This is a genomic window from Herbidospora sp. RD11066 (assembly GCF_054661255.1).
This window is the reverse complement of sequence record NZ_BAAGDO010000011.1, coordinates 179688-202203: the sequence shown is the minus strand read 5'-3', so window position 1 is coordinate 202203 and position 22516 is coordinate 179688. Positions and strand designations below refer to the sequence as shown.

27 protein-coding genes are annotated in these 22516 nt (G+C 66.3%); 5 read left to right on the top strand and 22 right to left on the bottom strand.

Annotated features, from left to right (window positions below; translation table 11 throughout):
* Positions 1–1121 precede the first annotated feature (1121 nt).
* Both ACYQ78_RS33800 and ACYQ78_RS33795 read left to right on the top strand, forming a co-directional pair.
* On the top strand, positions 1122–2633 hold the full coding sequence (locus tag ACYQ78_RS33800; protein ID WP_459805025.1) for an RNA-directed DNA polymerase: 1512 nt from the start codon (positions 1122–1124) through the stop codon (positions 2631–2633).
* Between the two features lie 176 nt (positions 2634–2809).
* A complete protein-coding gene (locus tag ACYQ78_RS33795; protein ID WP_459805024.1) occupies positions 2810–3304 on the top strand; it encodes a hypothetical protein in 495 nt (164 codons plus the stop codon).
* A gap of 262 nt (positions 3305–3566) precedes the next feature.
* Here the strand turns inward: ACYQ78_RS33795 and ACYQ78_RS33790 are convergent, their stop codons facing one another.
* The 3 genes from ACYQ78_RS33790 to ACYQ78_RS33780 all read right to left on the bottom strand — a co-directional run bounded on the left by ACYQ78_RS33790 (position 3567) and on the right by ACYQ78_RS33780 (position 6941).
* Positions 3567–4793 (bottom strand): helix-turn-helix transcriptional regulator, encoded by a 1227-nt coding sequence (locus tag ACYQ78_RS33790; protein WP_459805023.1) that lies wholly within the window; start codon positions 4791–4793, stop codon positions 3567–3569.
* Positions 4794–5958: 1165 nt separating this feature from the next.
* Complete coding sequence (locus tag ACYQ78_RS33785) at positions 5959–6378, bottom strand: GntR family transcriptional regulator (protein ID WP_459805022.1); 420 nt, start codon at positions 6376–6378, stop codon at positions 5959–5961.
* A gap of 83 nt (positions 6379–6461) precedes the next feature.
* Positions 6462–6941, bottom strand: a complete 480-nt coding sequence (locus ACYQ78_RS33780) for a GntR family transcriptional regulator (RefSeq protein ID WP_459805021.1) — start codon at positions 6939–6941, stop codon at positions 6462–6464.
* Positions 6942–7050: 109 nt separating this feature from the next.
* Between ACYQ78_RS33780 and ACYQ78_RS33775 the strand changes: the two genes are divergently transcribed.
* The 3 genes from ACYQ78_RS33775 to ACYQ78_RS33765 all read left to right on the top strand — a co-directional run bounded on the left by ACYQ78_RS33775 (position 7051) and on the right by ACYQ78_RS33765 (position 8714).
* Positions 7051–7338, top strand: a complete 288-nt coding sequence (locus tag ACYQ78_RS33775; protein WP_459805020.1) for a hypothetical protein — start codon at positions 7051–7053, stop codon at positions 7336–7338.
* Positions 7338–7616 carry a hypothetical protein gene (locus ACYQ78_RS33770; protein ID WP_459805019.1) on the top strand — a complete coding sequence of 93 codons (279 nt, stop codon included), beginning with the start codon at positions 7338–7340 and terminating at the stop codon, positions 7614–7616. The genes ACYQ78_RS33775 and ACYQ78_RS33770 overlap by 1 nt, the downstream gene beginning before the upstream one ends.
* A gap of 513 nt (positions 7617–8129) precedes the next feature.
* Complete coding sequence (locus ACYQ78_RS33765; RefSeq protein ID WP_459805018.1) at positions 8130–8714, top strand: hypothetical protein; 585 nt, start codon at positions 8130–8132, stop codon at positions 8712–8714.
* 576 nt (positions 8715–9290) lie between these two features.
* On the opposite strand, the gene ACYQ78_RS33760 is transcribed toward ACYQ78_RS33765, so the two are convergent.
* The 19 genes from ACYQ78_RS33760 to ACYQ78_RS33670 all read right to left on the bottom strand — a co-directional run bounded on the left by ACYQ78_RS33760 (position 9291) and on the right by ACYQ78_RS33670 (position 22513).
* Positions 9291–9560 carry a hypothetical protein gene (locus ACYQ78_RS33760; protein WP_459805017.1) on the bottom strand — a complete coding sequence of 90 codons (270 nt, stop codon included), beginning with the start codon at positions 9558–9560 and terminating at the stop codon, positions 9291–9293.
* Positions 9561–9656: 96 nt separating this feature from the next.
* Positions 9657–10040, bottom strand: a complete 384-nt coding sequence (locus ACYQ78_RS33755) for a hypothetical protein (RefSeq protein ID WP_459805016.1) — start codon at positions 10038–10040, stop codon at positions 9657–9659.
* A 5-nt stretch (positions 10041–10045) separates the two neighbouring features.
* Complete coding sequence (locus tag ACYQ78_RS33750; RefSeq protein WP_459805015.1) at positions 10046–10861, bottom strand: peptidoglycan recognition protein family protein; 816 nt, start codon at positions 10859–10861, stop codon at positions 10046–10048.
* Positions 10862–10902: 41 nt separating this feature from the next.
* On the bottom strand, positions 10903–11229 hold the full coding sequence (locus ACYQ78_RS33745; RefSeq protein ID WP_459805014.1) for a putative phage holin: 327 nt from the start codon (positions 11227–11229) through the stop codon (positions 10903–10905).
* Positions 11210–11443: a DUF7620 family protein gene (locus ACYQ78_RS33740; RefSeq protein ID WP_459805013.1), complete on the bottom strand. Its 234-nt coding sequence runs from the start codon at positions 11441–11443 to the stop codon at positions 11210–11212. Before ACYQ78_RS33740 ends, ACYQ78_RS33745 begins: the two co-directional genes overlap by 20 nt.
* Entirely contained in the window at positions 11430–11780 is a 351-nt protein-coding gene (locus ACYQ78_RS33735; RefSeq protein ID WP_459805012.1) for a hypothetical protein, read from the bottom strand. Before ACYQ78_RS33735 ends, ACYQ78_RS33740 begins: the two co-directional genes overlap by 14 nt.
* Complete coding sequence (locus ACYQ78_RS33730) at positions 11781–12002, bottom strand: hypothetical protein (RefSeq protein ID WP_459805011.1); 222 nt, start codon at positions 12000–12002, stop codon at positions 11781–11783.
* Positions 12003–12013: 11 nt separating this feature from the next.
* On the bottom strand, positions 12014–12475 hold the full coding sequence (locus ACYQ78_RS33725) for a hypothetical protein (protein WP_459805010.1): 462 nt from the start codon (positions 12473–12475) through the stop codon (positions 12014–12016).
* A 120-nt stretch (positions 12476–12595) separates the two neighbouring features.
* Positions 12596–13789, bottom strand: coding sequence for a hypothetical protein (locus tag ACYQ78_RS33720; RefSeq protein ID WP_459805009.1), 1194 nt, complete (start codon positions 13787–13789; stop codon positions 12596–12598).
* Positions 13786–17250 (bottom strand): hypothetical protein, encoded by a 3465-nt coding sequence (locus ACYQ78_RS33715; RefSeq protein WP_459805008.1) that lies wholly within the window; start codon positions 17248–17250, stop codon positions 13786–13788. The genes ACYQ78_RS33720 and ACYQ78_RS33715 overlap by 4 nt, the downstream gene beginning before the upstream one ends.
* Positions 17251–17559: 309 nt before the next feature.
* A complete protein-coding gene (locus ACYQ78_RS33710) occupies positions 17560–18090 on the bottom strand; it encodes a hypothetical protein (protein ID WP_459805007.1) in 531 nt (176 codons plus the stop codon).
* A complete protein-coding gene (locus ACYQ78_RS33705) occupies positions 18087–18572 on the bottom strand; it encodes a phage tail tube protein (RefSeq protein ID WP_459805006.1) in 486 nt (161 codons plus the stop codon). Before ACYQ78_RS33705 ends, ACYQ78_RS33710 begins: the two co-directional genes overlap by 4 nt.
* Positions 18572–18838, bottom strand: coding sequence for a hypothetical protein (locus ACYQ78_RS33700; protein WP_459805005.1), 267 nt, complete (start codon positions 18836–18838; stop codon positions 18572–18574). Before ACYQ78_RS33700 ends, ACYQ78_RS33705 begins: the two co-directional genes overlap by 1 nt.
* 12 nt (positions 18839–18850) lie before the next feature.
* Positions 18851–19348 carry a hypothetical protein gene (locus ACYQ78_RS33695; RefSeq protein ID WP_459805004.1) on the bottom strand — a complete coding sequence of 166 codons (498 nt, stop codon included), beginning with the start codon at positions 19346–19348 and terminating at the stop codon, positions 18851–18853.
* Positions 19349–19360: 12 nt separating this feature from the next.
* Positions 19361–19792, bottom strand: coding sequence for an HK97 gp10 family phage protein (locus tag ACYQ78_RS33690; protein WP_459805003.1), 432 nt, complete (start codon positions 19790–19792; stop codon positions 19361–19363).
* 2 nt (positions 19793–19794) lie between these two features.
* The gene (locus ACYQ78_RS33685) at positions 19795–20271 is read right to left on the bottom strand and encodes a hypothetical protein (protein WP_459805002.1); all 477 of its coding nucleotides are present in this window, start codon (positions 20269–20271) and stop codon (positions 19795–19797) included.
* A gap of 1 nt (position 20272) precedes the next feature.
* Positions 20273–21112 (bottom strand): hypothetical protein, encoded by an 840-nt coding sequence (locus tag ACYQ78_RS33680; RefSeq protein WP_459805001.1) that lies wholly within the window; start codon positions 21110–21112, stop codon positions 20273–20275.
* Positions 21109–22182, bottom strand: coding sequence for a hypothetical protein (locus ACYQ78_RS33675; protein WP_459805000.1), 1074 nt, complete (start codon positions 22180–22182; stop codon positions 21109–21111). The genes ACYQ78_RS33680 and ACYQ78_RS33675 overlap by 4 nt, the downstream gene beginning before the upstream one ends.
* A 1-nt stretch (position 22183) precedes the next feature.
* The gene (locus tag ACYQ78_RS33670; protein WP_459804999.1) at positions 22184–22513 is read right to left on the bottom strand and encodes a hypothetical protein; all 330 of its coding nucleotides are present in this window, start codon (positions 22511–22513) and stop codon (positions 22184–22186) included.
* Positions 22514–22516: the final 3 nt, after the last annotated feature.

Genomic DNA, 22516 nt, shown 5'->3' with positions numbered 1-22516 from the left:
TCGGCGGTGAGGCGACATGGTGGCAAGCTTCTCCAGCACCCGGACGGGACCGGCACGGGCTCCTGCCACTGGCGTCCGGGACCTCATCGGGAAGCCGACTTCGAAATAGAGGCTGGCGCTCCGCTTCGATATGCGCTGCCAAACGCGAATCGGTTAGCGCCCCCTGCAGTTGGTGCTGGACCCGGGACTCAGAGTGGTCGTCCTGCCCGCTCGATATGAGTCGTCATTCGGACCGCCCGCGAATGAAGCTCTATCGGCTGTGAGCGTTAGGAGCCCTTCGCCAATGAGATTCGGCATGCGAGCGAAGCGAAGCGAGCACCCTCGAGCGAAGCGAGGCCCGCAGGGAGCGCGAAGGGCGGAGCCCTTCGCTAAGAGCGCAAGCGACCCGGAGCGAAAGCGACGCCGGACGCGAAAGCGGCCAAGGGGAGCGCGAGAGGGCGAAAGCCCCGTCGCATCGGGGGGTTGCCCCCGGGTAAACGACGAAAGAGACCCGGGGAAAGCGGCAAAGCCGCTGGCCACAGGTCTCCTCTCCAGAGAGGGCGATACTGGGATCGAACCAGTCACCTCTTCGGTGTGAAGCATCGCAAGCCTTGATGCTTCATGGCACTCTAAGAAACCTGACCCGGGCCAACCGTCCGGCATTGTCCGCTGACGGTTCACAACGTCACTCACTTGGTCACTCAATCGCGGGGAAGATCTGCCCGCCCGCGCTGCCATAGCCGAGCGCCAATACTTCTCCCATCGCCCGCTTACGAGGGGATGGGCCAGAGAGCGGCAGCTAAGAGTCCCACATCATCCGGTGCACACGCCGGTGATTCTCGGCGAACAGCCAGACCAGCGTCTCCATCGTCTAGTGCTACCCCCGTCCAACAGTCACAGGAAGCGCGCTGCGAAACTTTGGGGCGTCGCCCCCTCCAATTCCTCCGAAGCTTTGAAATGAAATCGATGCACAAGCGACAGAACGAACGACGCGAAGTTAGGTACGGTAGAACCTTTGATACAGAGCGAGCACAAGGCGAACAATGGCCCTAATTGATCGACCCACAATTCGGCGCGCAGTCCAGAATATTGCAACCTGGGGCGACACTGACGTCTTACCCTTTCCGATCGATAATCATATTATGCGCGACAAGGAAAGCGCCATTGTCGAGCTAATTGAGAAAATCGCCAAAGACTTTAACGCTTTCATAGACGACGATCCCGTGCATTTCTATTCAACTTTGTCACCTGTTGGCTATACAGGGTTTCGGTGGGTCACGCAGATTGACCCAATGTGGAACGCCTACCTACTGAGCCTAGCCGTATCCCTTGCCCCAGCGATTGAGGATCGTCGAAGACCCACTGCCGAGCGCAATGTATTCTCATATCGCTATCAGCCCAATGGAGACGCAAGCCTCTTCAATAGGGATGGCTGGCGCCAGTTTCAGACTGAGACTCGGCTACAAGCCGAAAATCACGCCTATGTGGTATCCGTTGATATCGCAGATTTCTACTCTCGCGTCTATCATCATCGACTCGAAAATGGCTTACGTCGAATCGATCCAGGAGCCACTAGAACAAAGCATATTATGGAGATTCTTAAGCGCCTATCAAACAACACATCCTACGGCCTCCCCGTGGGTGGTCCCGCTGCACGCATTATGTCCGAGCTCGTTCTCAACAGCGTTGACTACCTACTAATGGCTGAACCGCGAATCGGGGCCTTCTGTCGATACGCGGACGACTACCGTTTCTTCGTCAACGACACACAAACGGCCCACAGGACCCTCGGATTCATATCAGAAAAGCTCTTGAGAAACGAAGGTCTATCTCTCCAAAAAAGTAAAACCCGAATAATGACATCATCGGAATACCTTTCCATTCTGGACCCCCCAAATCCGCCCGCTGGTAGTGCATCTAAATTTCTAGGTCTACACATTCACTACGATCCCTACTCGGATACAGCCGACCAGGATTACGAAACCCTCAAAGGCCAGTTAGCTCAGTTCGATATTTTGGGTCTCCTACGCAGCGAACTTACCAAGGGGCGCATTCACACGGCTCTCACAAAACGCCTGATTGGGGCGATCGAATACATGGAGCCGGAACCGCGACAGCGCGCCGTTCTGTCGCTCTTGGATAATATCGAAACGCTGAGCCCTGTAATTCCGCAGGTCATGCAGGCGACTCGGCACTTTTTGGACGGTTCCGAAGATACTGAGTTTACGCTGGAAGTACACCGAAGAGTTCGAGATCTCATAGATTCATCTCCCATAGCGAACATCGATCTTAATTTGGCTTACATGATACGCGTGTTAGCGGGCAGCCAATCCATGGAGAACGAGTTCCTCTTCAATCGGCTATTCAACACTGCACATGGTTTCGAAAGCTTTCCTGCCCTCACCCTTCGTAGAGACATTATTTTAGCGATGGCGAGATGGGGGGTTACACCGTGGCTAAGTGATCAAAAAAGCTCTATTAGTTCGGCCCATCCTTGGCTACGTCGAGCATTTATTGTCGCATCTTTTTCATTAGGCGACGAAGGTCAACACTGGCGCCGCGCGGTGAGCAATGGATTAAGGCCATTCGATCACATTGTGAAAGACTGGATGGCAGATCGTAGTCAAAGTTCCAGCTGGAAGGTTCCCATTTGATCTCCGCCAATCATTTCGCGAGACACTCATCCATTTGGCGTCAAGTAGCCCCAACTATGGAGCAGGTAGTCCGATGGTCAAACACTCATCAAAATTCACTTGGTCGACCCGTATCAAGTGGTCCGAATGTCCAACGCAACTCCCTCATATCCGAAGTAGCTTTCCGCCTTGCCTCGATGGCATACGATGGCTCTACAGCGCCTCCATTCGGAGTTGAAGGACATGCACGAGCTTTTATAACTGACCTCGTACACGGCGATGCCGATCTTGACACGTTGTCCCGTACCGAGTGGCAAGAAGCCATTCAACTATGTGCCGCTATTCAACGATATTCTGCCGTTAACTCAAATGCACTATTTTTGCATCGCGTTCCCGGTTGCGGCGTTGTCGATGCAGCTACTGCCGACATTATTTCAGGTAGTGAGCTCATTGAAGTAAAGGCAGTCACTCGAGCATTCCGGGCACTCGATTTTCGCCAGACATTAACATATGCGGCAATGTATTATGCATCCGGATTTGAGGTTACTCGGATTACCCTACTCAACCCTCGCCGAGGGCGCTTCTTTTCAGAATCGCTGGACTTAGTAGCATCTGACTCTTCCGGCCATGGCAGAGTCGAGTTGATGCAGCATCTAATCTCTTGGATGCTCGGTTTACAGGTGTCTGCATAAAATAACAAACCTGCATCTAGGCATTCTCGCCCGCATCCTCACCTGCTGTCCCGTCTGCCGTCGTCTCCCTGAGTGAGCGGGCCGGATACGCGGGGTCAAGGCTGCGTTGGTCATTTTGGGCGTATATTCTGCCTTGACCCCGTGTGACCGTTCTGCTGGCTTGTCCTGGGCGACGGGAGGCGGGACAGCCAACCGCTCATATTGTCCGAACTCTTGCATGCCACCACTCCCGGAGCTGGCGTCCTGCCGGAGGCATAAAGGCTTAATCAGGCTGATCTGCGACCCGACACAGCTCGCGGTACGCCTCTCGAAGCTGGACGGCTTCAGGTATTCGACGATTGTCGATCTCAGCGACGACTTCGCGCGCTCGCCAGTAATTGGACGGCACAAGGAGCCCACTCGTAATTGCGGCTAGAGCCAATTCGCCAGCCTCCTCGGATTGATCGACGGCTAGCAGCGCCAATGCCAAATCCAAACGCGCAGCCACAGCCCTACGCGGCCGTACAGGGCCGTCAGCAGGCGACTCCATGCGAGCGAGAACCCGTCGTGCATAAGGCACCGCTGCCGAGTCCCCGAGCCATGAAAGTGTCGTCGCCACGTACGCGTCGCTCTTCGCCGGGTCATAGCGGTAGTGATGCTCAGGGTTGTCGGGCGTCGACAGCGGTGAAACCAGCCGCGACAGGCGGTCGAGCGCATCGCGGGTTTCGCGTACTTCCCCGAGCCGTGCCCAGACTCGGCCTTCCTGCGCCGTTGCCTGGATGTACGCGGAACTCGCGCGTGGGGCGATGGCTTGAGCGGCCTGGGTAAGGGGCAACGCTCGCCGGTAGTCCCCCACCGTGACGGCCTGCCACGCGTCGGTCTCCAGGCACCATGCGGCGATCTCCGCATGATCGGCCTGCTTGGCAAGCTGGCCGGCGGTGACGAGTCGAGCCGTCCCGGCACTGAACTGACGCAGGTCGATATGGCACGTGGCGGCCAGCAGAGAAAGCCATCCGCCCACAACCAGAAGTTGCCGACGCTCAGCAAGCGTGGTCTTCACGTCGAGCAGCCGCGCGACATAGCTCAGATGAACGCGGACGCGCTGAAGTAGCTCGGCAGGCGGGGTTGTTGGGTAGGCAACCGCCAGCTCGTCCACAGCGGCTTCGAGACGTTCGATGGTCTCGCGGCCTACATCACTCGCGCTTGCTCGACGAGCGAGATCCATAGCGTCGATCTCGTCGTCCTGGCCGCTGGGTTCTACCCCATCAGCCTCGAACAGTTCAGCCTCCGACACGGAGAACACACGGCAGTACAGCAGCCGGTAAGGATCTTTGGGCTGGTGCTTCCCGGCTTCCCAATCGCGGATCATCCGGACCAGTGATTCACGTTCCGGCAGTGCCGTCTTCTCGTCGGCTGCCTCGGCAAGATGCTTGGCCATCTCGCGCTGCGTCCAGAACCGTTCCCGTCGCGCGCTCCGAAGCCTCGCGGCCCAGGCGGGCACATCCCGCATCGCGCACACCTCCGGAAGTCGTGGAGTCCGCTTGTCTCCCTCAGTTTCCCCCACTCTCCCTGACGCCGCATGCGCGCATAGGGATGTGATGGAGAACCAGCTAAACGCAACGGGACCCACGAGCGGGGGCGCGCTCAACGGGTCGCTCGACCGCACATCGGAGGTGCGATTCTTGGCACAGTCTAGGAGCATTCGGCAGATACCCGGCTGGTGTGCCTTCGTCAGCGACGCGGGTCGTTTTTGGGCCACCCGCCTGACGGCCTTCTCTAACGAAGAGCTGGCGGCCGGCGCCGAACGCACCGTCGACGCGGACGACCATGGGGAACTGACCGCGGCTATCGCCGCCCAGGAGGAGTGCGCTGCGCAGGCCAGAAGGCAGTTCGATGCATCTTCCCCGTCGCCATACCTATGAGTGCACGGACAAGCACTCTTAGCTCATATTCTGCAATCCATCGGGATGCCGACAGGCCCGGATCCAATTGCCCGCAGCCCACTGGTCAGCGGCTACAACCCCTGGAACGTCAAGAGACGTCCAACGTGACGAGCGTGAGACGTGGCAGGACGGCCCGTGACGATCCGGTGCTAGAAACCGCGTGTCTGGGCCAAGTGATCGTAGAACCTGGCGGCTCCGACATCGCGTGTGAGTCCGTCATCAACGGTCACATGTGTAGGGAGCGCGTCAACGGTATGAAGACCCAGCGTGTGATGCGAAGCAATGTGATCGCCGAGCGAAGCGAGCACCCTCGAGCGAAGCGAGGCCCGACCAGGGAGCGCGAGGGGCGGAGCCCTTCGCTACAAGCGAAGCGCCCCGGAGCGGAACGCGACGCCGGGACGCGAAGCGGCCAGGGGGAGCGCGAGGGGGCGAAAGCCCCTTCGCATCGGGGGGTTCGGGGGGTCGTCCCCCGGGTAAACGACGAAGGAGACCCGGGGAAAGCGGCAAAGCCGCTGACCACAGGTCTCCCTCTCCAGAGTGGGCGATACTGGGATCGAACCAGTGACCTCTTCGGTGTGAACGAGGCCAGACGAAAGCGCCGACCTGGACGATCAAGGGAACCGCTGGTCACACGATGCGCCTTGGTGAATCTCGATGAATGTCGGCGAGTCTCGCTTCTCCCCGCTCAAGATCTTTTCTCCCCAGATTCTCCCCAGGGTCTCCCCGCCGCCGTCACTCCCCCGCCTTAACGCGGATCGCGAAGCGGTCAGCCGGCAGCAGTTCCTCGCCCTCGGCCGTCGTGATCACCAAGATCGGTATGCCCTGCCCGATCGCCAACTGCCGACGCTCGGCCTCGGTCGGCATCCTCGCCGTAACCAACGCGCCCGACGGAGTGATCTCCCGTCGCGGATCGTCGCCCCGCACGAACGACCCGCGTGGCCCCGTCACGATCGCGCCCTCAGTTCGAAGGTGCGCGAAGGCCTGGCGCACGGTGTTCCGGGAGAGGTCGAGCTCCTGCATGAGGTCGAGCTCACTGGGGAGACGGGCACCCGGTTCCAGCTTGCCGCTCTCGATGTCCGCCCGAATAAAGTCGGCCAACTGCTTGTACGCAGGGCGATCCAAGCCATGATCGATTCTCCGTCGCCTCGCCATGGTCTGGCACCCTACGTAGCGACGTCACTGCGTTCTGATGTCCCCACATAGGGACCGTCAGCACGTACCTACAGAACTTCTCTCTAGTTCGATGGCCAGTTCCGGGGCTCAGACACGTAAGTGCCTTGCTGGGGAAGGGTGTAGACCCAGCCCTGCTCACGCATCAAGGCGAGGGCCTGCCGAACCGTGCCTTTCGCGCATTCGAACCGCTGGCTCAAATGCGCCTCGCTGGGGATCGGCCGGTTGGGTCGATAGGTTCCGGCCTGGATGTCCTCGGCCAGTTCGGCGGCGATCCTCTGGTAGGTCCAGTTGCCGCGGGCTGTGCGCGCTGCATCTTCCGGACCGACGAAGGTCCCCTCCCCCTGCCGGGAGTAGACCAGTCCGGCCTCGCGGAGCTCCCGAATCGCACGACGGGCTGTCGCCCGAGCGATGCCGTACTCGGCCTGCAACGAGGCCTCGCTGGGCACCAAGTTTCCCGGGACCAGTTCTCCGTCCCGAATTTTGGCGCGGAGTATGTCCGCCACCTGCCTAAACAGCCGCACTGGCCCCTCACGGTCGAGCACATACAAACGCTAGAAGTCTGGGTACTAGGCCCATTGTCGCGCTACTTGTGCATGGGCTATCACGTACAAGTACTGGAGCAGAGCATACGTTTGGTTGTATGGTCCGAGCGTGACGGTGGTCAATGAGTGGCGGCGGGCCGAACTGGATCAAATCGAGGGTCGGCATTGGGGTCGAGTCGAGCTCGAAGAGAGGTATCCGGCCTGGCGGGTCTGGCAGGGGTGTGGCCCCACCGGCGAGGGCCCTCTCCGATGGTGGGCGATGCGGCAGCGGGTTCTCACCGACGCGGTCAACACCCTGTCGGCGGTGAGCTTGCACGACCTGGCCAAGGAGCTTTACAGGGTGGACACCCCCGAGTGGGTGCCCGGCCCTCGGCGGCACGGACGGGAATCGGTCTGATGGCGTACACAGTCGATCTGCACGGCCATCTTCCCGACGGCTCAGAGGGGCTTGAGGGCCGGATGATCCTCACGGGTAAGGGCGACGATGGCGAGCCGGTCACCCTCACGATCGTCGTCACCGAGAAGAGGATCGTTGAGAGCCGGTCCGACATCGGAGACCGGCCGGTGAACAGGCCTGCAAACGTCAGGGCATGGGCTCTGGCCCGGGTGACGGAACTGGAGAAGGACGGCTGGCGCCTGAACGGGATCTACAGCCGCCGCGTCACCCTCTTCTAGACCAGGCCGGGGTGCCAGGTGCGGCACCGGGTACCCCGGCTTGTTAGCCCCCCGCCCGCTTCGGGTTCTCGTCCTTCGGCGGGCGGGGCTTCAACGGGCCGTGGCGTCGTTCTTGAGGGAGAGCCGGCGCTGCGGCCTTGCGAGACCGGCAGGGCAGCATTGAGGCCTGTCAGCCAAGCTGCCCTGCCGTCCCGCCGCGTTCGCTCAACACGCGGCGGGCGGGCTGTGGTGGTGTCTGTCGACGCCATGGCCATGCACGGCCCGGCAGGGTCAGCCTCCTCGAAGGGTCCGAAAGCACCCACCACCAGGTTGGCCTTGCCGGTCCCGCCACTCTGAGCCGGACGTGGCGGGCCGGGCCGTGGTGCGGGAAGGTTGCTCCTTTGGCGAGGAGTCCCGCACCACGGCCTTTCCCGGCAGTACGCTGCCCCCGAAATAGAGCGGCCCCGGCGACGCTGTCACGTCCGCCCGGGGCCTTGCTCAGCCCATCTCCACAGGACAGAGACGAGCGAACCAATGGAAACCCTAGACCCTGACATTGCGCGGCGCCGCAGGTCTGCGCGCCTCGTCGCGATCGTCGCCGTCGGCCTGGCCCTGCTGCCGGTCACGGCCGGCGCCGTGGTGCTCATGACCACCTGGTGGCACATCGCCGCGGCGGCCGGGCTCCTGCTCGCGGTCGAGGCGGCCGCCGCGGCCGCGCTCATGCAACTGCTCGACCTCGCCCGCGTCCCCTACGTACCCGCCCGGGTGCGCGAGATGAACGCGCTCCAGACCGCCCATGATGAAGCGCTGCTGCTCGCCAAGAAGGAGAAGCGGCGGGCGGACATGACGGCCGAGTGCCGGTCGGCCGAGGCGGCCGAAGCTGAGACCATGATCGCCACCCTGCGTACCGCGCTCAGCGCGGCCCGCGCTGTACCCGACGTGCGCCACGGTGTACCCGGCGGGCCCGAGCACCGGGTACGCAAACGCCTGGCGATGCCCCGGCGAACCGCGGCCGCACCCGAGCGAGTGCCAACGATCCGTGATCTCAAGGCCGTTCTCGGCGTGGGCCAGGCCAAGGCGGCAGCCGTCCGAGCGGTCCTCGCTGGCGTGGCTGCCTGATCTGCGAAGACGCCCGGGTACACGCTGTACCCGGGCGTACCTTGGCGCAACGGACAACCGGTCGGGCAACTTGGCCGTCCTACGCAGGCTTCCTCTCGACGTCTTCACGAGGTGTTCAATGAGCTCAGCGCGGATCGAAGTTCTGAGGCAGGAAGCTCGCTCCGCTTGGGCGAGCAGTGCCTCCACCTACACCCCCCGCCTCGGCAGCGAGGCTGAGGAATGGTCGCATGGCTCAGTTGCCTGGTGGGGTGCCGGGATCGACGCGGTCGAGAAAGCGGGCTGGGTACTGCGCTTCTGGGAGGTCACGTCCAACGAGATAGGTGTCCACACGGCCTTCCCCGTGTTTCGACGGTCCTGACACCCGGCCCAGAACACAACGAAACGCCCCGCTCCTCCCGAAGGAGGAGCGGGGCGTTCGCGTCTCGGCGGCCCGGCCGTGGTGCAGCCGCCGGGACTTTCTGTGGGTGGGGACAGGGAGCCACGTCGGGGCTGTGGCAGCCCGCCAGCACAACCGCCACGGGCGGGGGCTGGTCTACCCGTCCCTGTACGTCCCCTAATGGGAGTCCTTGCGGCAGCCTACCGGCGGGCCGTCCCGAAGGTTTCCGGAATGAGGCGGCGGCCGGCGTTGTCCTGGGGCGCGGCCACCGGGGTCACCTTGCGGCGGGCACTCCAGAACGCCCAGACTCCGGCCGCGTAGGCCAGCCACTCTTGGACGTCCTGTTCGTCGACCACCCAGTCGGCGGGCACCCAGCCGAGCAGGTTGAGCACGCGGACGACCGCGACCACCGCGATGGCGACGATCAGCCGAGCGAGCAGGGGCTGGCGCTTGATGAAGTTGGCCAACATGAGATCACCTCATGATCTTTCGGAGGGAGGGGGCACCCGGCAGGCCATGGAATGGGGCGTGGCCACGGAGAGGCCGCCGGACAGAGGGGGCCGCGATCAGGACGCGGGTGAGGGAGACGGCGAGGGGCTGGGCGCCGACCACACGCAGTCGTAGACGGCGGACTTGGCGGTACGCGCCGCCAGGATGCAGGTCTTGGTCTGGCCGGGGTAACGCTCGACCAGCTTCTCCACCGCGCGGCCGGTCTGGGTGGGGACCAGAGCTTTGGTCTCGTCGTCGAGGCACGCGCCGTGCTGGGAACGGATTAGTTTCCGGCGCTCCAGCTGGCGCCAGTCGCCGGTGCCGAGGTCGATGCACACGCCGAGCACGGTCACGGGTGGCGGCGGTACGGCGCTGGCCTGTCTGGCCACCGCGGCGCCGACCGGGACCAGGGCGGATAGGAACATCACGGCGGCGGCCGCGAGGGCCAGGAGGCGATTCATCGGGGTCACGCCTCCGGGTCGGGCTCGATGGAGACCCGGACCTTGACCCGGTCCAGGGCCGCCTCGATCCGGTCCAGGAGCGCGTCGACGTCGACGGTGCCGGCCGCGCCGATCGCGGCGGCCAGCTCGCGGATGACGGCGGTCTGGGCTTCCTCGCGGACGCGGGCCGCGTCCAGCTGGGAGCTGATCTTGCGGAGCCAGTTGCCGTGGTTGACCAGCACGTTGCCGGCCTGCCAGGTCGGGTTGTCCTTGTCGCCGTAGGGGACCTTGAGCTCGTAGTTCCAGAGCTCCTTCGGTGGGGGCATGTCGTCTGCTCCGTTCGCCATCAGGTGGGCCACGTCGACCCGGAACTTGTGCATGTCGAGCGAGTGGGGGTCGACCTTGCCGGTGTTGACCTCCTTGTGGCCGCACACCCGTGAAGCGGTCAGGCCGAACTCGAGGCAGAGCTCGGCCGACAAGGCCTTGAAGGCGCGCAGTTGGTCGGCGGGCCACGGCGTGCGGCCGTCGTTCTCCGCCTCGATGCCGATCGAGTTGCTGTTCTGGTGGTGGCGTGAGGTCGACGGCGCGTTCTGCCAGGACTTGCCCGCCGCGACGACGTGGATCACCGCGTGGCGGCTGAGCCAGAACTGGCTCAGCGGGCCGTCCAGGCTGGGGCGGCCGTCCCGCACCACGTGCAAGTCGTTCCATCCGGCGGTGTGGTGACACACCACGCCCTGGATCGGGAACATCTCGCCGTGGCCACGGGTACGCCAGCCGGGTTCCTCGACCACCTCGAAGCCGGTACGCCGTGCGACGTCGGCGAGCTGGGTGAGCCAGGGCATGCGGCAGCCCTCCGTTCTGGAGTTGGAGAGTCGGCCGAGGTCTACGGCCGGGGACGGTGGGCGCGCTCGGCCCGGCGCTCGCGCAGCTCGGCGGGCAGTGCGCGCAGCAGGATGGCCAGCCGCCAGCCGGTGACGATCGGGAGCAGGGCGAAGGCTGCCAGCCTCAGCTCCGGATACCAGGACCATTCGCCGAGCAGCAGGCGGGCCACCCATACGTCGATGATCACAGCGAGGGCGCCCATGAAGGCGAGCATGTGGCGGCCGTAGCCGCTCCGCCACCAGCGGAAGCCGAGCCCGTAGACGAGGGCGCAGGCGTTGCCCAGGACGGCGAACAAGACGATCAGCGCGCTACCGACGGTCTCGATCATGGCCACCTCCCAGCGCCTCGTCGAACAGTCGGCTGATGCCGTTGCGGCGGGTGTACTCGCGCATCCGGTCGGCGAGCTCGTTCACGTCGGGCCACAGGTCGCGGACTTCGCCGAGCGTCGCCTCGGCACCTTCGCGGGCCTGCCGCGCCTCTTGCAGGCCCGGGGTCTCGGCGGGTTCTGGGTCTCGGCCGCGCTGGCGTCTACGGAACCACATCGCCACTCTCCTCGCGGAGGTCCGGCGGGAGCTCGCCCAGGGCGCGGCCGTAGAGGGCGCGCATCACCCCGTCGGTCACCCGCGCGTACTCCAGGAGCGTCGACACCTGCCCGCCCTGCTCGCGACGGGCGGTCTCGGCCGCCAGCCACGCCGCCCGGAACTCGGCCGCCTCGGCCGCCTTCTCGTCGCCTCTCTTCATCGCGGCCGCCATGAGCTGGTCGTGATGCGACTTGGGGATCAGGTGCCCTCGAATCACCAGGCCGAACGCGGAGACGATCAGGCCCACGCCCAGGGCGATGAGGGATCCGCCCCACGGGATGCCGGCGAGCCAGTCCAACTACGCTCCCGGCGGAGTCTCGGCGCCGCCGTTGGGGTCGCCTATCGTGACGCGGACGAGGTATTCGCCTGCTTCCTCGTGCTCGGGGCTCTGCTCCATCACCTCGGCCACCAGGACCTGCTCGCCGTCGCCGACGAACTGCTGCGCGGCCTCGGTCGTGATGGCGATCGCCTCGTGGTGCGAGGTGCCTGCCGGGAAGCCCTGTTTGAAGATGTGCGGCACGAAGGCCCCCTTCACGCGATCTTGTGGAGGCGCAGGAAGCTGCCTGCTCTGACGATCGTCGGCGTGGCGTGGCTCGTCCCTTGCCCCCATCGGAATTGCAGGCTGCCGGACGACCCGGCGGTGGTGAGGAGCCCGCGCACCGGAAAGGTCAGCAGCGCGCCCGCGCCCAGTCCGGGCGCGGTGACAACGCCTGCCCCCGTGGTCCATTGGCGCGCCACCGCCATGTAGGTGCTGGTGCCGGCGGGGTCGCCGACGTCGACGAGCCAGCCGAAGGTGGCTCCCGAGGGAGCGAGCCAGCCGAACATGAAATCGCCCGTGGTGTGGGCCTCGTAGATGATCAGGCCGTCGACGGCGTATCGACTGTTGACTCCGACGCTAATGAAAAGGTGGTCGTCGCTTTGAACGCTTCCGCTTGACGTAACGGATTCGTCGGCGGTTTTAACCACCCAGTCCATTCTCGGCATCGCGTTCATATCGCTTGCCGATAGGATATCGCCTGACAGAAAAGGAGGCAGGAATACCATTACTGGCCCACTCGATTCTCATTCAGAATCCCATGGATGGCGCGGTTGTGAATGAACACGGCCGTCCCCCTAATACGCCAAAGCGTTCATGTTCAGCCTGCCCAAGTCCACGTGACCCAGGACCAGGAAACTCCCGTACTTGGCTGCGCTCTGCAGGTACCACGTGGTAATCCAGGTCGCCTGCTGAATGTCGTGGGAGATGCCACGAATGAACAGCTCGCCCTCGATCTGAAAACCACCCCCGGGAGGGTGCTTAATGATCTTGATCCGGTCCCCGATCTCCCCGCCCAGGACCACCGGGAAGAGCGTGTCCGGGTCCGCGTGGGCGTGAATTTCAATCGAGTCGAACCGCACCTCGGGGTTCTTGCTCACATAGAGGATCCAGCCCGCCCAATCCCGCGTCTCCGTGTCGGTCTGCACAAGGAGGTTGTTCTTCGGAAAAGTGCGGGGCAGGAACGCGGTCTGACTCGCGGTGTCGCCCACCACCTGTTCCGTGCCACCCACACGCTGGGCTCGGACCTCATTCCACAAAGTCGCATCGTCGGTGTTAAGACGCGCTGTGTACGGCTGCGGCGAGCCGGGCGAGCCGCCGAACGTGAACTGGACCGTGTTGGACCTGGACTCTGTGAGAGTGGCGCGCCGATTTCGGAATCGGACCTGCCCGGCCGCATCGACAAACAGTTCGCCGATCTCGGACTCGGCGACGGCCTGTAGCTCGTCGAGGGCATCGCCCTCCAAGGTCGTCGCCTGCAGAGTGCTGTCGCCCGTGGAGATGAGCCGAAGGCCAGCCGACCAGCCGACCGAATCGAGGATCCGGGTGACCCGGGCGCCCGAGTCTTCTCCCGCGCCGACCGGTGTCACAGCAGATCTCTTCCGGTTCCGCAAAACCTTGAACGCGTCGGTCGCCGGGACCGTCGTGATCGAGTAGTTGGGCTCGAACCAGCTGACATCCCACTGGTCGACGAAGCCCCGGAACAGGTCGTAGGTGACGGAGTCCCATTCGGCTCGGAGCCGGATCGGCTTCATCGGCAGCACATGCGTCTCACCGAGGAACGTATGCGGTCCGCTCAGGTGGGTTGGGTCGAACCTGCGGTCGGAGTTGTTCAGCCGGATCGTGGCCTTGCCGGGCTCGTAACGGATGATCGGCGAATCGACCCGGACGGCACCTCGCTGTACCGATGCCGGGGCCAACAGGTAGGGCGTGACGTCTTCCCAGATGGCGGGGCGGAACTGCACCTCAACGGTACGGGTCGGCAGACTCACGTCGGCAGCACCCCTCCAAGCCGTATGTACTCCCTGAGCCCGGCGGCGGCGTCCCGGCCCTTCTGGTACATGTCGCGGTCGTCGGCGAAGTAGTTGTTGAGGTTGATCGAGCCGACGTAGACCATCCCGCCGAGTGATGCGCCGTCTCCACCGCCGACCGGCATTCCCGCAGTGGCGTACTTGACGAACGCGCCGCCGAACCTTTCGGCGACGTCGGCGAGGATCGCTTCCGAGCGGGGCCGCTTGCTCATCGCGAGCGGAATGTACGCTTCGCCGCCGGTCTCGTCCTCGGCCCAGACCCGCCACGCTCCGGCGGGGGCGATCTGCGCGATGTGGTTCTCCGTTCCGCCCGCAAAGGCCTGCACGACCGCGCCGTCCGCCATGGTGACGTAGCCGTCCGCGCCGGTCTTCAAGACGCCCACGCTGATGTTGGCGTTGATGGCGCCGATGTCCCGCAGGAGCTGGTTCAGCACCCCGTACGCGGGCCCGGGGTCTACACCGACCTTCACGTTGTAGGTGCCGTCGATCCCGCGCTTCACCTCCACACCGATGCGCTGAGCCGCCAGGAACACGTTGTTTCGCCCGCCGTCCATGCCGTCGCGCACCCGGTCGGCGATCTCCTGCCCGTGCTGCTGGGCGATCGCCCGCAGCACCGGCCCAGCCTCGGCCAGGTTCCGTGCGAACGTCTCGCCGGCATCCTTGCCGGATCGGCCGTGCAGGCTGATGAACTTCTGCAGCTCGGCGTCGGACATCTCGGTCGCCAGCGCGACCACCCGTGCTCCGCCCGGCCCCAGCTCGGCGAGCTCCCGCAGCATCTCATCCGGCACCCGACCCGCCAGCGCGACCAGGTTCTCCGCCCACTTCTCCTGATCCCTGACCTGCCGCTCCAGCTCGCGCAGGTACTGCGCCGTCGTGATGCTCACGGTCGAGCCCAGCTCAACCCAGGACTGGCGCACGTCCTCGTTGGCTTTGACGGTGTCGCGGGCCACCTCGCGGCGCGTCTGCCGCAACCCGTCCTCGGCCTCCCGGACCTCGGCCGCCGCCTCCTTCACGACTCGGGCGGTCGCCTTCTCGGCCGCCTCGACCTCTCGCTTGGCCTTCAGCACGTCGCGAGCGCCGTCGATCCGGATCTGGTTCAGCTCGGCCTCGACCCGGGCCAGGGAACGCTCGGAGTCCTCCTGCTGGCGGGCGGCCGCGCGGCGGGCCTCGGCCAAGGCCGACTCCGCGTCCGCCACCGACCGGGCGCTCTCCTGCCGCTGCCGGGCCAGCGCCTCCTCCGCCTCCTGCTCCTCCCGCTGAGCTGACGCGATCCGCTCCTTCGCCGAGATGACAGCGGCGCTGCCCTCGACCCCTTCGGCGCTGACCCGGGCGATCTCCTCACCCAGCTCCCGATTGCGTTGCTGCAACTCGGTCAGACGCCGCGTGGCCCGCTCGAACGCGTACTGCGCTTCCTGCCGATCGAGAGATGACGCCTCCGGATCGGCGTTCACTTCGTTCATGCGTTCCCGGGCGCGCTCAATCGCGAGCTGCGCGCCCCTCTCATCGAAGGCGCTATCGGCTTGCGCGGCGGCCAGGTCGTCCAGCTGCTCACGCTGCTCGCGTGCGGCGCGCTCTCGCGCCTCGGCGAGGTCCTCCACAGCCGCTGCGGTGCGGGCGTGGCTGTCCCGCTCCCGAGCCTCGGCGTCGGCTATCTGGTCGGCCGCGTCGGCGTGCGCGTCGGCCGCCCGCTGCGCGGCCGCTTCGATCGCGCGGCCGGATTCCTCGGCCTGGTCGGCGCTGCGGCGGCGGGCATCTTCCACGCTCTGGACCGCGTCCGCCTCCCGGCGGGCTGCCTGCTCAACGGTCGAGGCCAGCGATTCCTGGCTGCTGCGCTGTCGCTCCTGCGCGGCCACCACCTGGTCGGCGGCCCGCTGGTGCGCGGCCGTCACCTCGCGCTGCGCCCGGGTGATCTTCTCCTTGCCGGCCTCCTGCACCTGGGCCAGCCGTTCGGTCGCCGCCTCCTGGCGCTGCGCGTTCTGCTGTGCCGACGCGGTGCTGGCCTGCGTCGCCGACTCGATGTCCTGGATCGCCCCCGTCCAGGAGACGGCGCCCGCGAACCCCTGCGCCCACGAGTCGATCATCGCCTTGGCGGCCTGGACCGCTTGCTCGGCGTCTTCCTCCACGATGCCGTAGGTCCTGGCCAGGCCGAGCAGGGTCTCATCCAGCACTGCGGTCGCCTGCACGGCGCCCTGGGTGGCCTGGGTCATGCCCGTCGTCTCTTTGGTCACCTCGCTGGCCTGGAAGCGGACCCCGCCCAGGGCGGGGTGCAGGTAACCGAGCGAGGCGGCCAGGTACTCCACCACGCCCTGGTTCTCCTCCAGCCAGCCCGCCAGCCTGGTCAGCTCCCCGACCAGCTCGCCAGTCGATCTGGCCAGGTCAGCCAGACCTTCGACGAGGGCTACCACGGCCTGCGGGTTCTCCTCGACCGCAGCTGTCACCTCGGCGACCGCCAGCGCCAGAGTGGCCATGATCTCTGGCATTCGCGGGCCGAGCTCGCGCAGCACGGCGGAGAGAGCACGCTGCACCGCACCGAACACAGGTTCGAGCTCGGACAGGCTGGCGCCCGTCTGGTCGACGAAGGACTCGACATCGGGCGCGACGTCGGCCAGCGCCGCCCGTACGGCGGGAGACAGGTTGCGCATCTCGCGCTCGGCGACGGCCACGATCGTGACCCAGACCTGCTCGAATGGGACGCCGAGCAGCCGCGCCTCTTCCTTGGCCACCTGCCTGAGCCGCGTGATCGCGGTCTGCGCGGTGGTGGAGCCCTTGGAGGCGAGCAGGCCCAGACCGACCAGGGCCCCGCCCAGCGTCAGGGTGACGCCGCCCGCCGCGGCGGTCGCCACGATGGGCAGGGCGGCTATGGCGCCGGCCACCGCGGCGACCTTCAACGGACCGGCCGACTTCAGGGTCGTCAGCGCCGCGTCGAGCAGGCCCACTTTGGCGACGGCCTCGGGGGCGCCGGACACGTCGACGTCGACGGTGGCGGTCTGGCCGTCGAGCTTCTCCACTTCCCGCTCGACCACGGCCAGGGCGGCCAGGGCCCGGGACACGTCCGCCCGTACGTCGATGTCGGCCGTCTCGGCGACGCTGGCCAGCTCGGCCTTGATCGCGGACATTTCGGCGAGCGCCGTGGTCGCATCGATGTCGAGCCCGATGCGCTTGTCGGACAGCTCCCGCAGGGCCGTGCGGAGCGTTTGGATCTTGATTTCCGCGTCGGTCGAATCTGCGGTGATCTCCGCCCGGGGCAGCGACCGGAACGCGGAGGCCAGCTTGGAGGAGAACGACCGGGAGAACGCGCCGGCGATGCCGTCCGCCTTGCGCGGCGCGTCCTCGCGAAGCCGCGCGATCTCTCGATCGAACGCGTCCGCGTCCGCGGCCAGACTGAGGTTCGCCCGCAGGTCACGGACCATGGTGCCCGACATGTCACCCCCCGTCGTGGAGCAGGTTTCGGTTTCGGCGGAGGATCACGTGGACGCCACGCCGGTCGTCGTTGCGCAGGCTCGCCCGCTTGGCCTGGATCTGCTCGCATCCTCGGCACTGGATTTCGTCGGCCACGTACTTGTTGCGGTGGCCACCGCGCGCCTCGTCCCACTCCTCGGCCCGGGTGCGGCAGGAAGGGCATTCGGATCGACGGCGCAGGTGGAACGCGACCGCCTTGTCACGATCGTCGGAGTCCCAGCGCAGGAACTCGCTGTGCGGAATGCCGACCCGGTCGCAGATCTCCAGCTCGATCAGGAGTTGCGGGTCGGCGTCGAGCCTTTTGGGACGGCGGGGTTGACCAGCCTCGTGTTGACGATGCGGGCCATGACGTACAGGTCCTCACGTTCGGCGAGGGACACGTTTTCGCGGAGGATGGCCAGCCACTCCGCCTCGCCCGCTGGGTCAAGGTCACCGCCCTCCACGCACGCCAGGAAGGCGGCCTGCGGGAAGGTCGCGCCGTTCCACGTCTTGTCGTCGGTATCCGGCCGGGGCGGATGCTTCGCGATCAGCGCCTCATAGTCGTCCGGCAGCATCGCGGTGATCTCGATCCGCTCGTAGCAGGCCGCGAGATCAGCTTTGGCCTGCTCGACCGCCCGCCAGGCGGTCTCCTTCGCCTCCGTCCTGGCGGCGGCGTCCTCGCCGTCGTCCGCGCCCAGGGCGACGAGGTCGTACGCCTCTTCCGCCTCAGCCAGGGCGCGTGTCGCGCTGCCGACGTCCCCGGTGGGCAGTTCGTAGACCAGGTGGGGACGCGGGCGGGCGCGGAGCCGCTTGCGCAGGCTCATGCCGGGATCAGGATGTTCTCTGCGGGCTCGCTGGTGATGGCGTACGCGATGACGATCCGCGCCGGGTCGTTGCCCGTCGACCGCTGCTTGCCGTGCGAGCTGACCGTGCAGGGGTACACGTCCATCTTCCGCCCGGGCACGTCCCCGCCGTCCAGCCACACCATGTAGCCGGTGGCGTCTCGGGGCATCGCTGTGCGGGCGTCCTGGCCGTCCCGGTCGCCGTAGAACGTGATCGACGAGTTGTCGGCCGAGATCCTGCCGGGGATCTTGCCGACGAACCGCGACCCCATGTCCGGGGTGTCGATCATCTCGCTAGAGACCATCCACCCGTTGACGTCGGCGATCGGCTTGGTGATGTCGATACCCGCGTTGAGCTCGCCTCGCGTCGGCGAGAACTTGTTGGCGATGCTCGCGACCCAGTAGATCTTGGTCGTTTCCGGGTTGAAATACCTGGTTTCCTGCGCGATCGGCGTAGCAACCATTACGCGTCCTCTCCCTTACTGCCCCGCTGGCCACGCGGCGGCTTGTCGGTGCCCGGCAACGCAGAAGCCCCGGCGGCGGCCAGGGCTTCTGAGGGGTTCTTCTCGGTTGTGGGTGGCGGATCGCCCTGCTCGGTCGGCGGGGCGCCGCCGTCGGGCGAGTCGTCGTCGACGACCTCCCAGCCGGACCGCTGGTAGTGCGGGACCTGCGGGCCTTGGGCGTCGATGGTCTGGTCGTCGGGTAGCTGCGGGTGACGCATGAGCGGCATGAGCAGGCCCTCCTAGGACGCCGCGCCGATGATGGCGATGTTGTAGATAGCGTCGGTCGCACCGGAGTTGACCATGTCGAGGAGGTCGGCGGTAGCGGCCGTCACCGCGACTCCGGCCGCGCTCGGGTCGAACCAGCCGAAGAATCCGCCGGGCTTGACCGGGATGTAGCCGGCGGCCGAGAAGAGAGGAACGGCGTTGCTCGCGGGCCTGGTGATCCTGATGTCGGTCACGTTGGTGGCCCGGGCGACGACGAACAGGCCCTTGATCCGGGCGAAGGTGAGCGCCGCCCCGAACGGATCCGTGAGCGCCCCGGCCAGGTCGAGCGAGTCGGTGCCGGACGCGGTGACGGTCCGGGTGTCGAGGAAGATCCGGTTCGCGGCGCCGGCGCCGGCGCCGTCCACGAAATTGAGCTGCTGGGCGAGGTCGACGGGGGCGCCTGCCGTCGTCAGGTCGGAGGCGTTGGTCAGCGTCCCCCGAAGTTGGGCGAAGAACTTTAGGTCAAGGCTCATGACCGTCCTTTCTCATCGGAACCCGTTTTCGCGGGCGACCTGGTCGACCACGCGGCCGACTTCTTCCGCCATCGCGACGTTTGCTTTCGCGGTGACCGCGGGGAACAGAAATGGCCGTGCTCGCTGCTGCACCCAGCGGTCCCGATGGCCGAACACCGGGCGCCGGATCATGCCCTGCATGCCGAGGTTCTCCAGCGGGCGGGCGTTCGGGGCTTTCTTCTTGCTCACCGTGATGGCGATGCCAGGTCGCCGGCCCGAGAAGGTGGTGGTGATGCGCATCGCCCCGGGAATCCGGCTCGACCAGGCCGCATTCGCCTTGGCCTGCACGAAGATCGGGTCGACGACCTTGCGCAACACTGGACGAAGCGCGGCCCGCAACTCCTTCGGGATCTTCCCCAGCTCGCCGATCAGCCTGCGCAGCTCCTCGCCGCCGCCGCCAGCCACCACTACCTCCTGAACGCGTCGACGTGGACGACGAACTGCACAGTCGCGACGGCACCCCTGGTGGTCTGCTCCTGGGCGAACGCCTCCGTGGAGATGCGCGCACGCGCGACCACGTCACCGAGGGTCGGGTCCTGGGCCAGGTAGGTAGCCAAGCCGTTCACGAGCGCGTAGGCGCGATCGCGGACGATGACCGGATCCACCTGCTCTCCGGCCCAGGAAGAGGCGAGACAGGTGACGTCGTACGCCTCCTGGTCGGGCGTGGTGGCCATCTGGGTGCGGCTGAGCGCGGACTGCACGGCCGCTTCGCCTGGCTCGCTGGTGAAGCCGATGCAGATGACGTCGTCCAGCGTGCCTTTCACCGGCTGCCCGTCGACCACATCCACCGCGTCCGCGTCGGGGTGAGCGCGCCTGGCGGCGGCCACGAGCGCGTCCAGGCAGGCCGGGACCGTTGAGATGCTGCTGGCCACACCCCAGCTCATGTCACCCCACCAGGATTTCGTCTTGAGGCCTCTTGTCGAGGCCGAGCAGCTGCCGCACGGAGTACGGCAGGGCGAAGCTGACGCCGGGCACGATCACCTCGTCGTTGGAGACGGGCGGGCGCCCGCCGCCGCCGTTGAGCTGGCTCGTCCGCCACAGATGACCGGCGAGCTCCAGCGCGGCCAGCCGGAAGTTGGGCGGGATCGGGTTCCGCCCGGCCCGCCAGGTCACCCGGGCCGAGCCGAACCGGCCGCCCGTGTGCACGAGCACGCCCTCGACCGATTCCAGGGACCAGCCGGAGATGCCTGCGGCTCGGTCGGCCTGAGGGATGACGGCCAGTCCGGGGAGTTGTTCAACGCTCGTGATGGCGATGACGGGGCGCACCGGCAGGATGATCGTCTTGCCACGCCGTTCCACCTCGAGTACGGCTGTGATCGGGGAGACCTCGCCCATCCGATCGGTGATCACCCGGCAGGCGCTGGCGATGTTGCCTCGGAGCTTCTCGTCGTCACTGGTGGCGATGCCCGACTGCTTCAGATGGTTCTTGAGGTCCGCGAGGGAAATCCATGGGGAGCCGTCAGCAGGCTGGACGTCGAAGGCGTCGGTGTAGGCGCTCGCGTTGGCGCCGGTGGCCACCCAGCGGACGACGTGGTGGCCCGCCTGCACCGTGGCGTAGTCGTGGTCGTACACCCCGGTCGAGGTGGGCGCGACCGGGCCGACCGCAGCGGCTGTTCCGTCCGGCAGGGTGATGGTCAGGTGGACCTGGCTCGCGTCAGCGAGTTGGCCCGCAGCGTCGCGGATGACCACACTGAGCGGGACCACGTCTCCGAGATCGATGCTCATCCCTCTCCCCTCGTGCGTGCGGACATGCTGGCGGCCTGGCGCACCGGCGCGCGCATCGTGGTGCCGCCGCGCGAGCCCAAGTCCATGCGGCCCCGTGAGGTGGGTGGCGCTCCGGTGGACGCGTACGCGATAACGCCGAACGTGGTCACTCCCGCAGCGCTGGTGCGCCTGGCCCCGGTCGCGGCGGTGGCCACTGCGAGCACGGCCCACCCGGACGCCTGGAGGCGCTTCGCCGCGAACCCGGAGGAGGCCAGCCCGAGGACCGCCACGCCCACCGCCTCGCGGACCATGGAGGCCTTACTCGCGGTGGAGAGGGCGGCCAGCCCGAGCAGGGCGCCGCCTGAGGCCGCAGCGTGCTTGGCCGCGAGCGTCTGAGCGGTCAGCCCGAACACCGTGGCGGCGGCGGACGCCACCCGCTTGGTCGCCACGACGTTGCTGCGGATCGCGACCGAGCTGCCGGCCGCGACCGGCACGCGTTTCACAGCCGCCGCCGAGGCAGCCAGCGCAAGGTCGGCCTGGGCGCTCGTGGCTGCGATCTTGGCGGCGTGGCCTGTAGTGGCCAGGCCGAGGCCGCACATGGCCGCCGCGAAACGGGTGACGACGCCGCTGCGGTAGGAGACCACAACCAGAGCAGTCGTCCCGGCGGCCGAGGTGGTTTTGCCTGCGGTCGACGAGCTCGTCAGCGCTGCCAGTGCCGCCGCAGCGGCGGGCGTGCGCTTCACTGCCGTGGAGGCCGTCGCCAACCCGAGCACACCGCTTCCCTCAGCAGGCACTCGCTTGGTGGCGGTCGAGCTGGCGGCCAGGGCCAGCGCGCCGGACGCCGCAGCCGACGTGACCTTGGCGCCTACTGCTGTGGACGCCAGGGCCACCGTCGTCGTGGCGGCGGACGTGGCCCGCCGGGCAGCGGTCGAGGCACCCATGACGCCGACCGAGCAGGTGGCCGAGACGTAGGCGACCTTCTTCGTCGCGCCGGTGGATGCCAGTCCGACGCTGGTGGCCCCGACGGCGTCGACACCAGGGCTGCCACCGCCGCTGTGCACGAGATACTCGGCGAGGTACCTGGTCCCCATGTCAGTCCAGGGCCAGCAGGGACCAGGGGAAGGATCTCCCGGTTCCCGCCGTCTGCTGGAGGCTAGCCCGCAGATGAATGTTCGCCGGAACGGGGACGCTGTACTTCTGGGGGTCGCCCTGGGTGTGGGCGTAGGCGGCTCTGTAGGCCAGCCGCTCCGTACCGCCCGAGAGCACCTTGGTATATAGGCGGAGAACGACGACGTCTCCGTCCGCCAGGGCGCCGGTGTCCACGACCAGGACGTAGGTGTGGCTGGCGGTGTCGGTCGCGAGATCGTGCTCGGTCGAGATCGTCGCGGACTGGCTGCCGGAGCCGATCACCGTGATGGACATCGG

Coding starts and splice junctions, on each gene's coding strand:
- ACYQ78_RS33800 (WP_459805025.1), top strand. CDS start 1,122: ATGCGCGACAAGGAAAGCGCCATTGTCGAGCTAATTGAGAAAATCGCC.
- ACYQ78_RS33795 (WP_459805024.1), top strand. CDS start 2,810: ATGGCATACGATGGCTCTACAGCGCCTCCATTCGGAGTTGAAGGACAT.
- ACYQ78_RS33790 (WP_459805023.1), bottom strand. CDS start 4,793: ATGCGGGATGTGCCCGCCTGGGCCGCGAGGCTTCGGAGCGCGCGACGG.
- ACYQ78_RS33785 (WP_459805022.1), bottom strand. CDS start 6,378: ATGGCGAGGCGACGGAGAATCGATCATGGCTTGGATCGCCCTGCGTAC.
- ACYQ78_RS33770 (WP_459805019.1), top strand. CDS start 7,338: ATGGCGTACACAGTCGATCTGCACGGCCATCTTCCCGACGGCTCAGAG.
- ACYQ78_RS33765 (WP_459805018.1), top strand. CDS start 8,130: ATGGAAACCCTAGACCCTGACATTGCGCGGCGCCGCAGGTCTGCGCGC.
- ACYQ78_RS33760 (WP_459805017.1), bottom strand. CDS start 9,560: ATGTTGGCCAACTTCATCAAGCGCCAGCCCCTGCTCGCTCGGCTGATC.
- ACYQ78_RS33755 (WP_459805016.1), bottom strand. CDS start 10,040: ATGAATCGCCTCCTGGCCCTCGCGGCCGCCGCCGTGATGTTCCTATCC.
- ACYQ78_RS33750 (WP_459805015.1), bottom strand. CDS start 10,861: ATGCCCTGGCTCACCCAGCTCGCCGACGTCGCACGGCGTACCGGCTTC.
- ACYQ78_RS33745 (WP_459805014.1), bottom strand. CDS start 11,229: ATGATCGAGACCGTCGGTAGCGCGCTGATCGTCTTGTTCGCCGTCCTG.
- ACYQ78_RS33740 (WP_459805013.1), bottom strand. CDS start 11,443: ATGTGGTTCCGTAGACGCCAGCGCGGCCGAGACCCAGAACCCGCCGAG.
- ACYQ78_RS33725 (WP_459805010.1), bottom strand. CDS start 12,475: ATGAACGCGATGCCGAGAATGGACTGGGTGGTTAAAACCGCCGACGAA.
- ACYQ78_RS33715 (WP_459805008.1), bottom strand. CDS start 17,250: ATGTCGGGCACCATGGTCCGTGACCTGCGGGCGAACCTCAGTCTGGCC.
- ACYQ78_RS33710 (WP_459805007.1), bottom strand. CDS start 18,090: ATGAGCCTGCGCAAGCGGCTCCGCGCCCGCCCGCGTCCCCACCTGGTC.
- ACYQ78_RS33705 (WP_459805006.1), bottom strand. CDS start 18,572: ATGGTTGCTACGCCGATCGCGCAGGAAACCAGGTATTTCAACCCGGAA.
- ACYQ78_RS33700 (WP_459805005.1), bottom strand. CDS start 18,838: ATGCCGCTCATGCGTCACCCGCAGCTACCCGACGACCAGACCATCGAC.
- ACYQ78_RS33695 (WP_459805004.1), bottom strand. CDS start 19,348: ATGAGCCTTGACCTAAAGTTCTTCGCCCAACTTCGGGGGACGCTGACC.
- ACYQ78_RS33685 (WP_459805002.1), bottom strand. CDS start 20,271: ATGAGCTGGGGTGTGGCCAGCAGCATCTCAACGGTCCCGGCCTGCCTG.
- ACYQ78_RS33680 (WP_459805001.1), bottom strand. CDS start 21,112: ATGAGCATCGATCTCGGAGACGTGGTCCCGCTCAGTGTGGTCATCCGC.
- ACYQ78_RS33675 (WP_459805000.1), bottom strand. CDS start 22,182: ATGGGGACCAGGTACCTCGCCGAGTATCTCGTGCACAGCGGCGGTGGC.
- ACYQ78_RS33670 (WP_459804999.1), bottom strand. CDS start 22,513: ATGTCCATCACGGTGATCGGCTCCGGCAGCCAGTCCGCGACGATCTCG.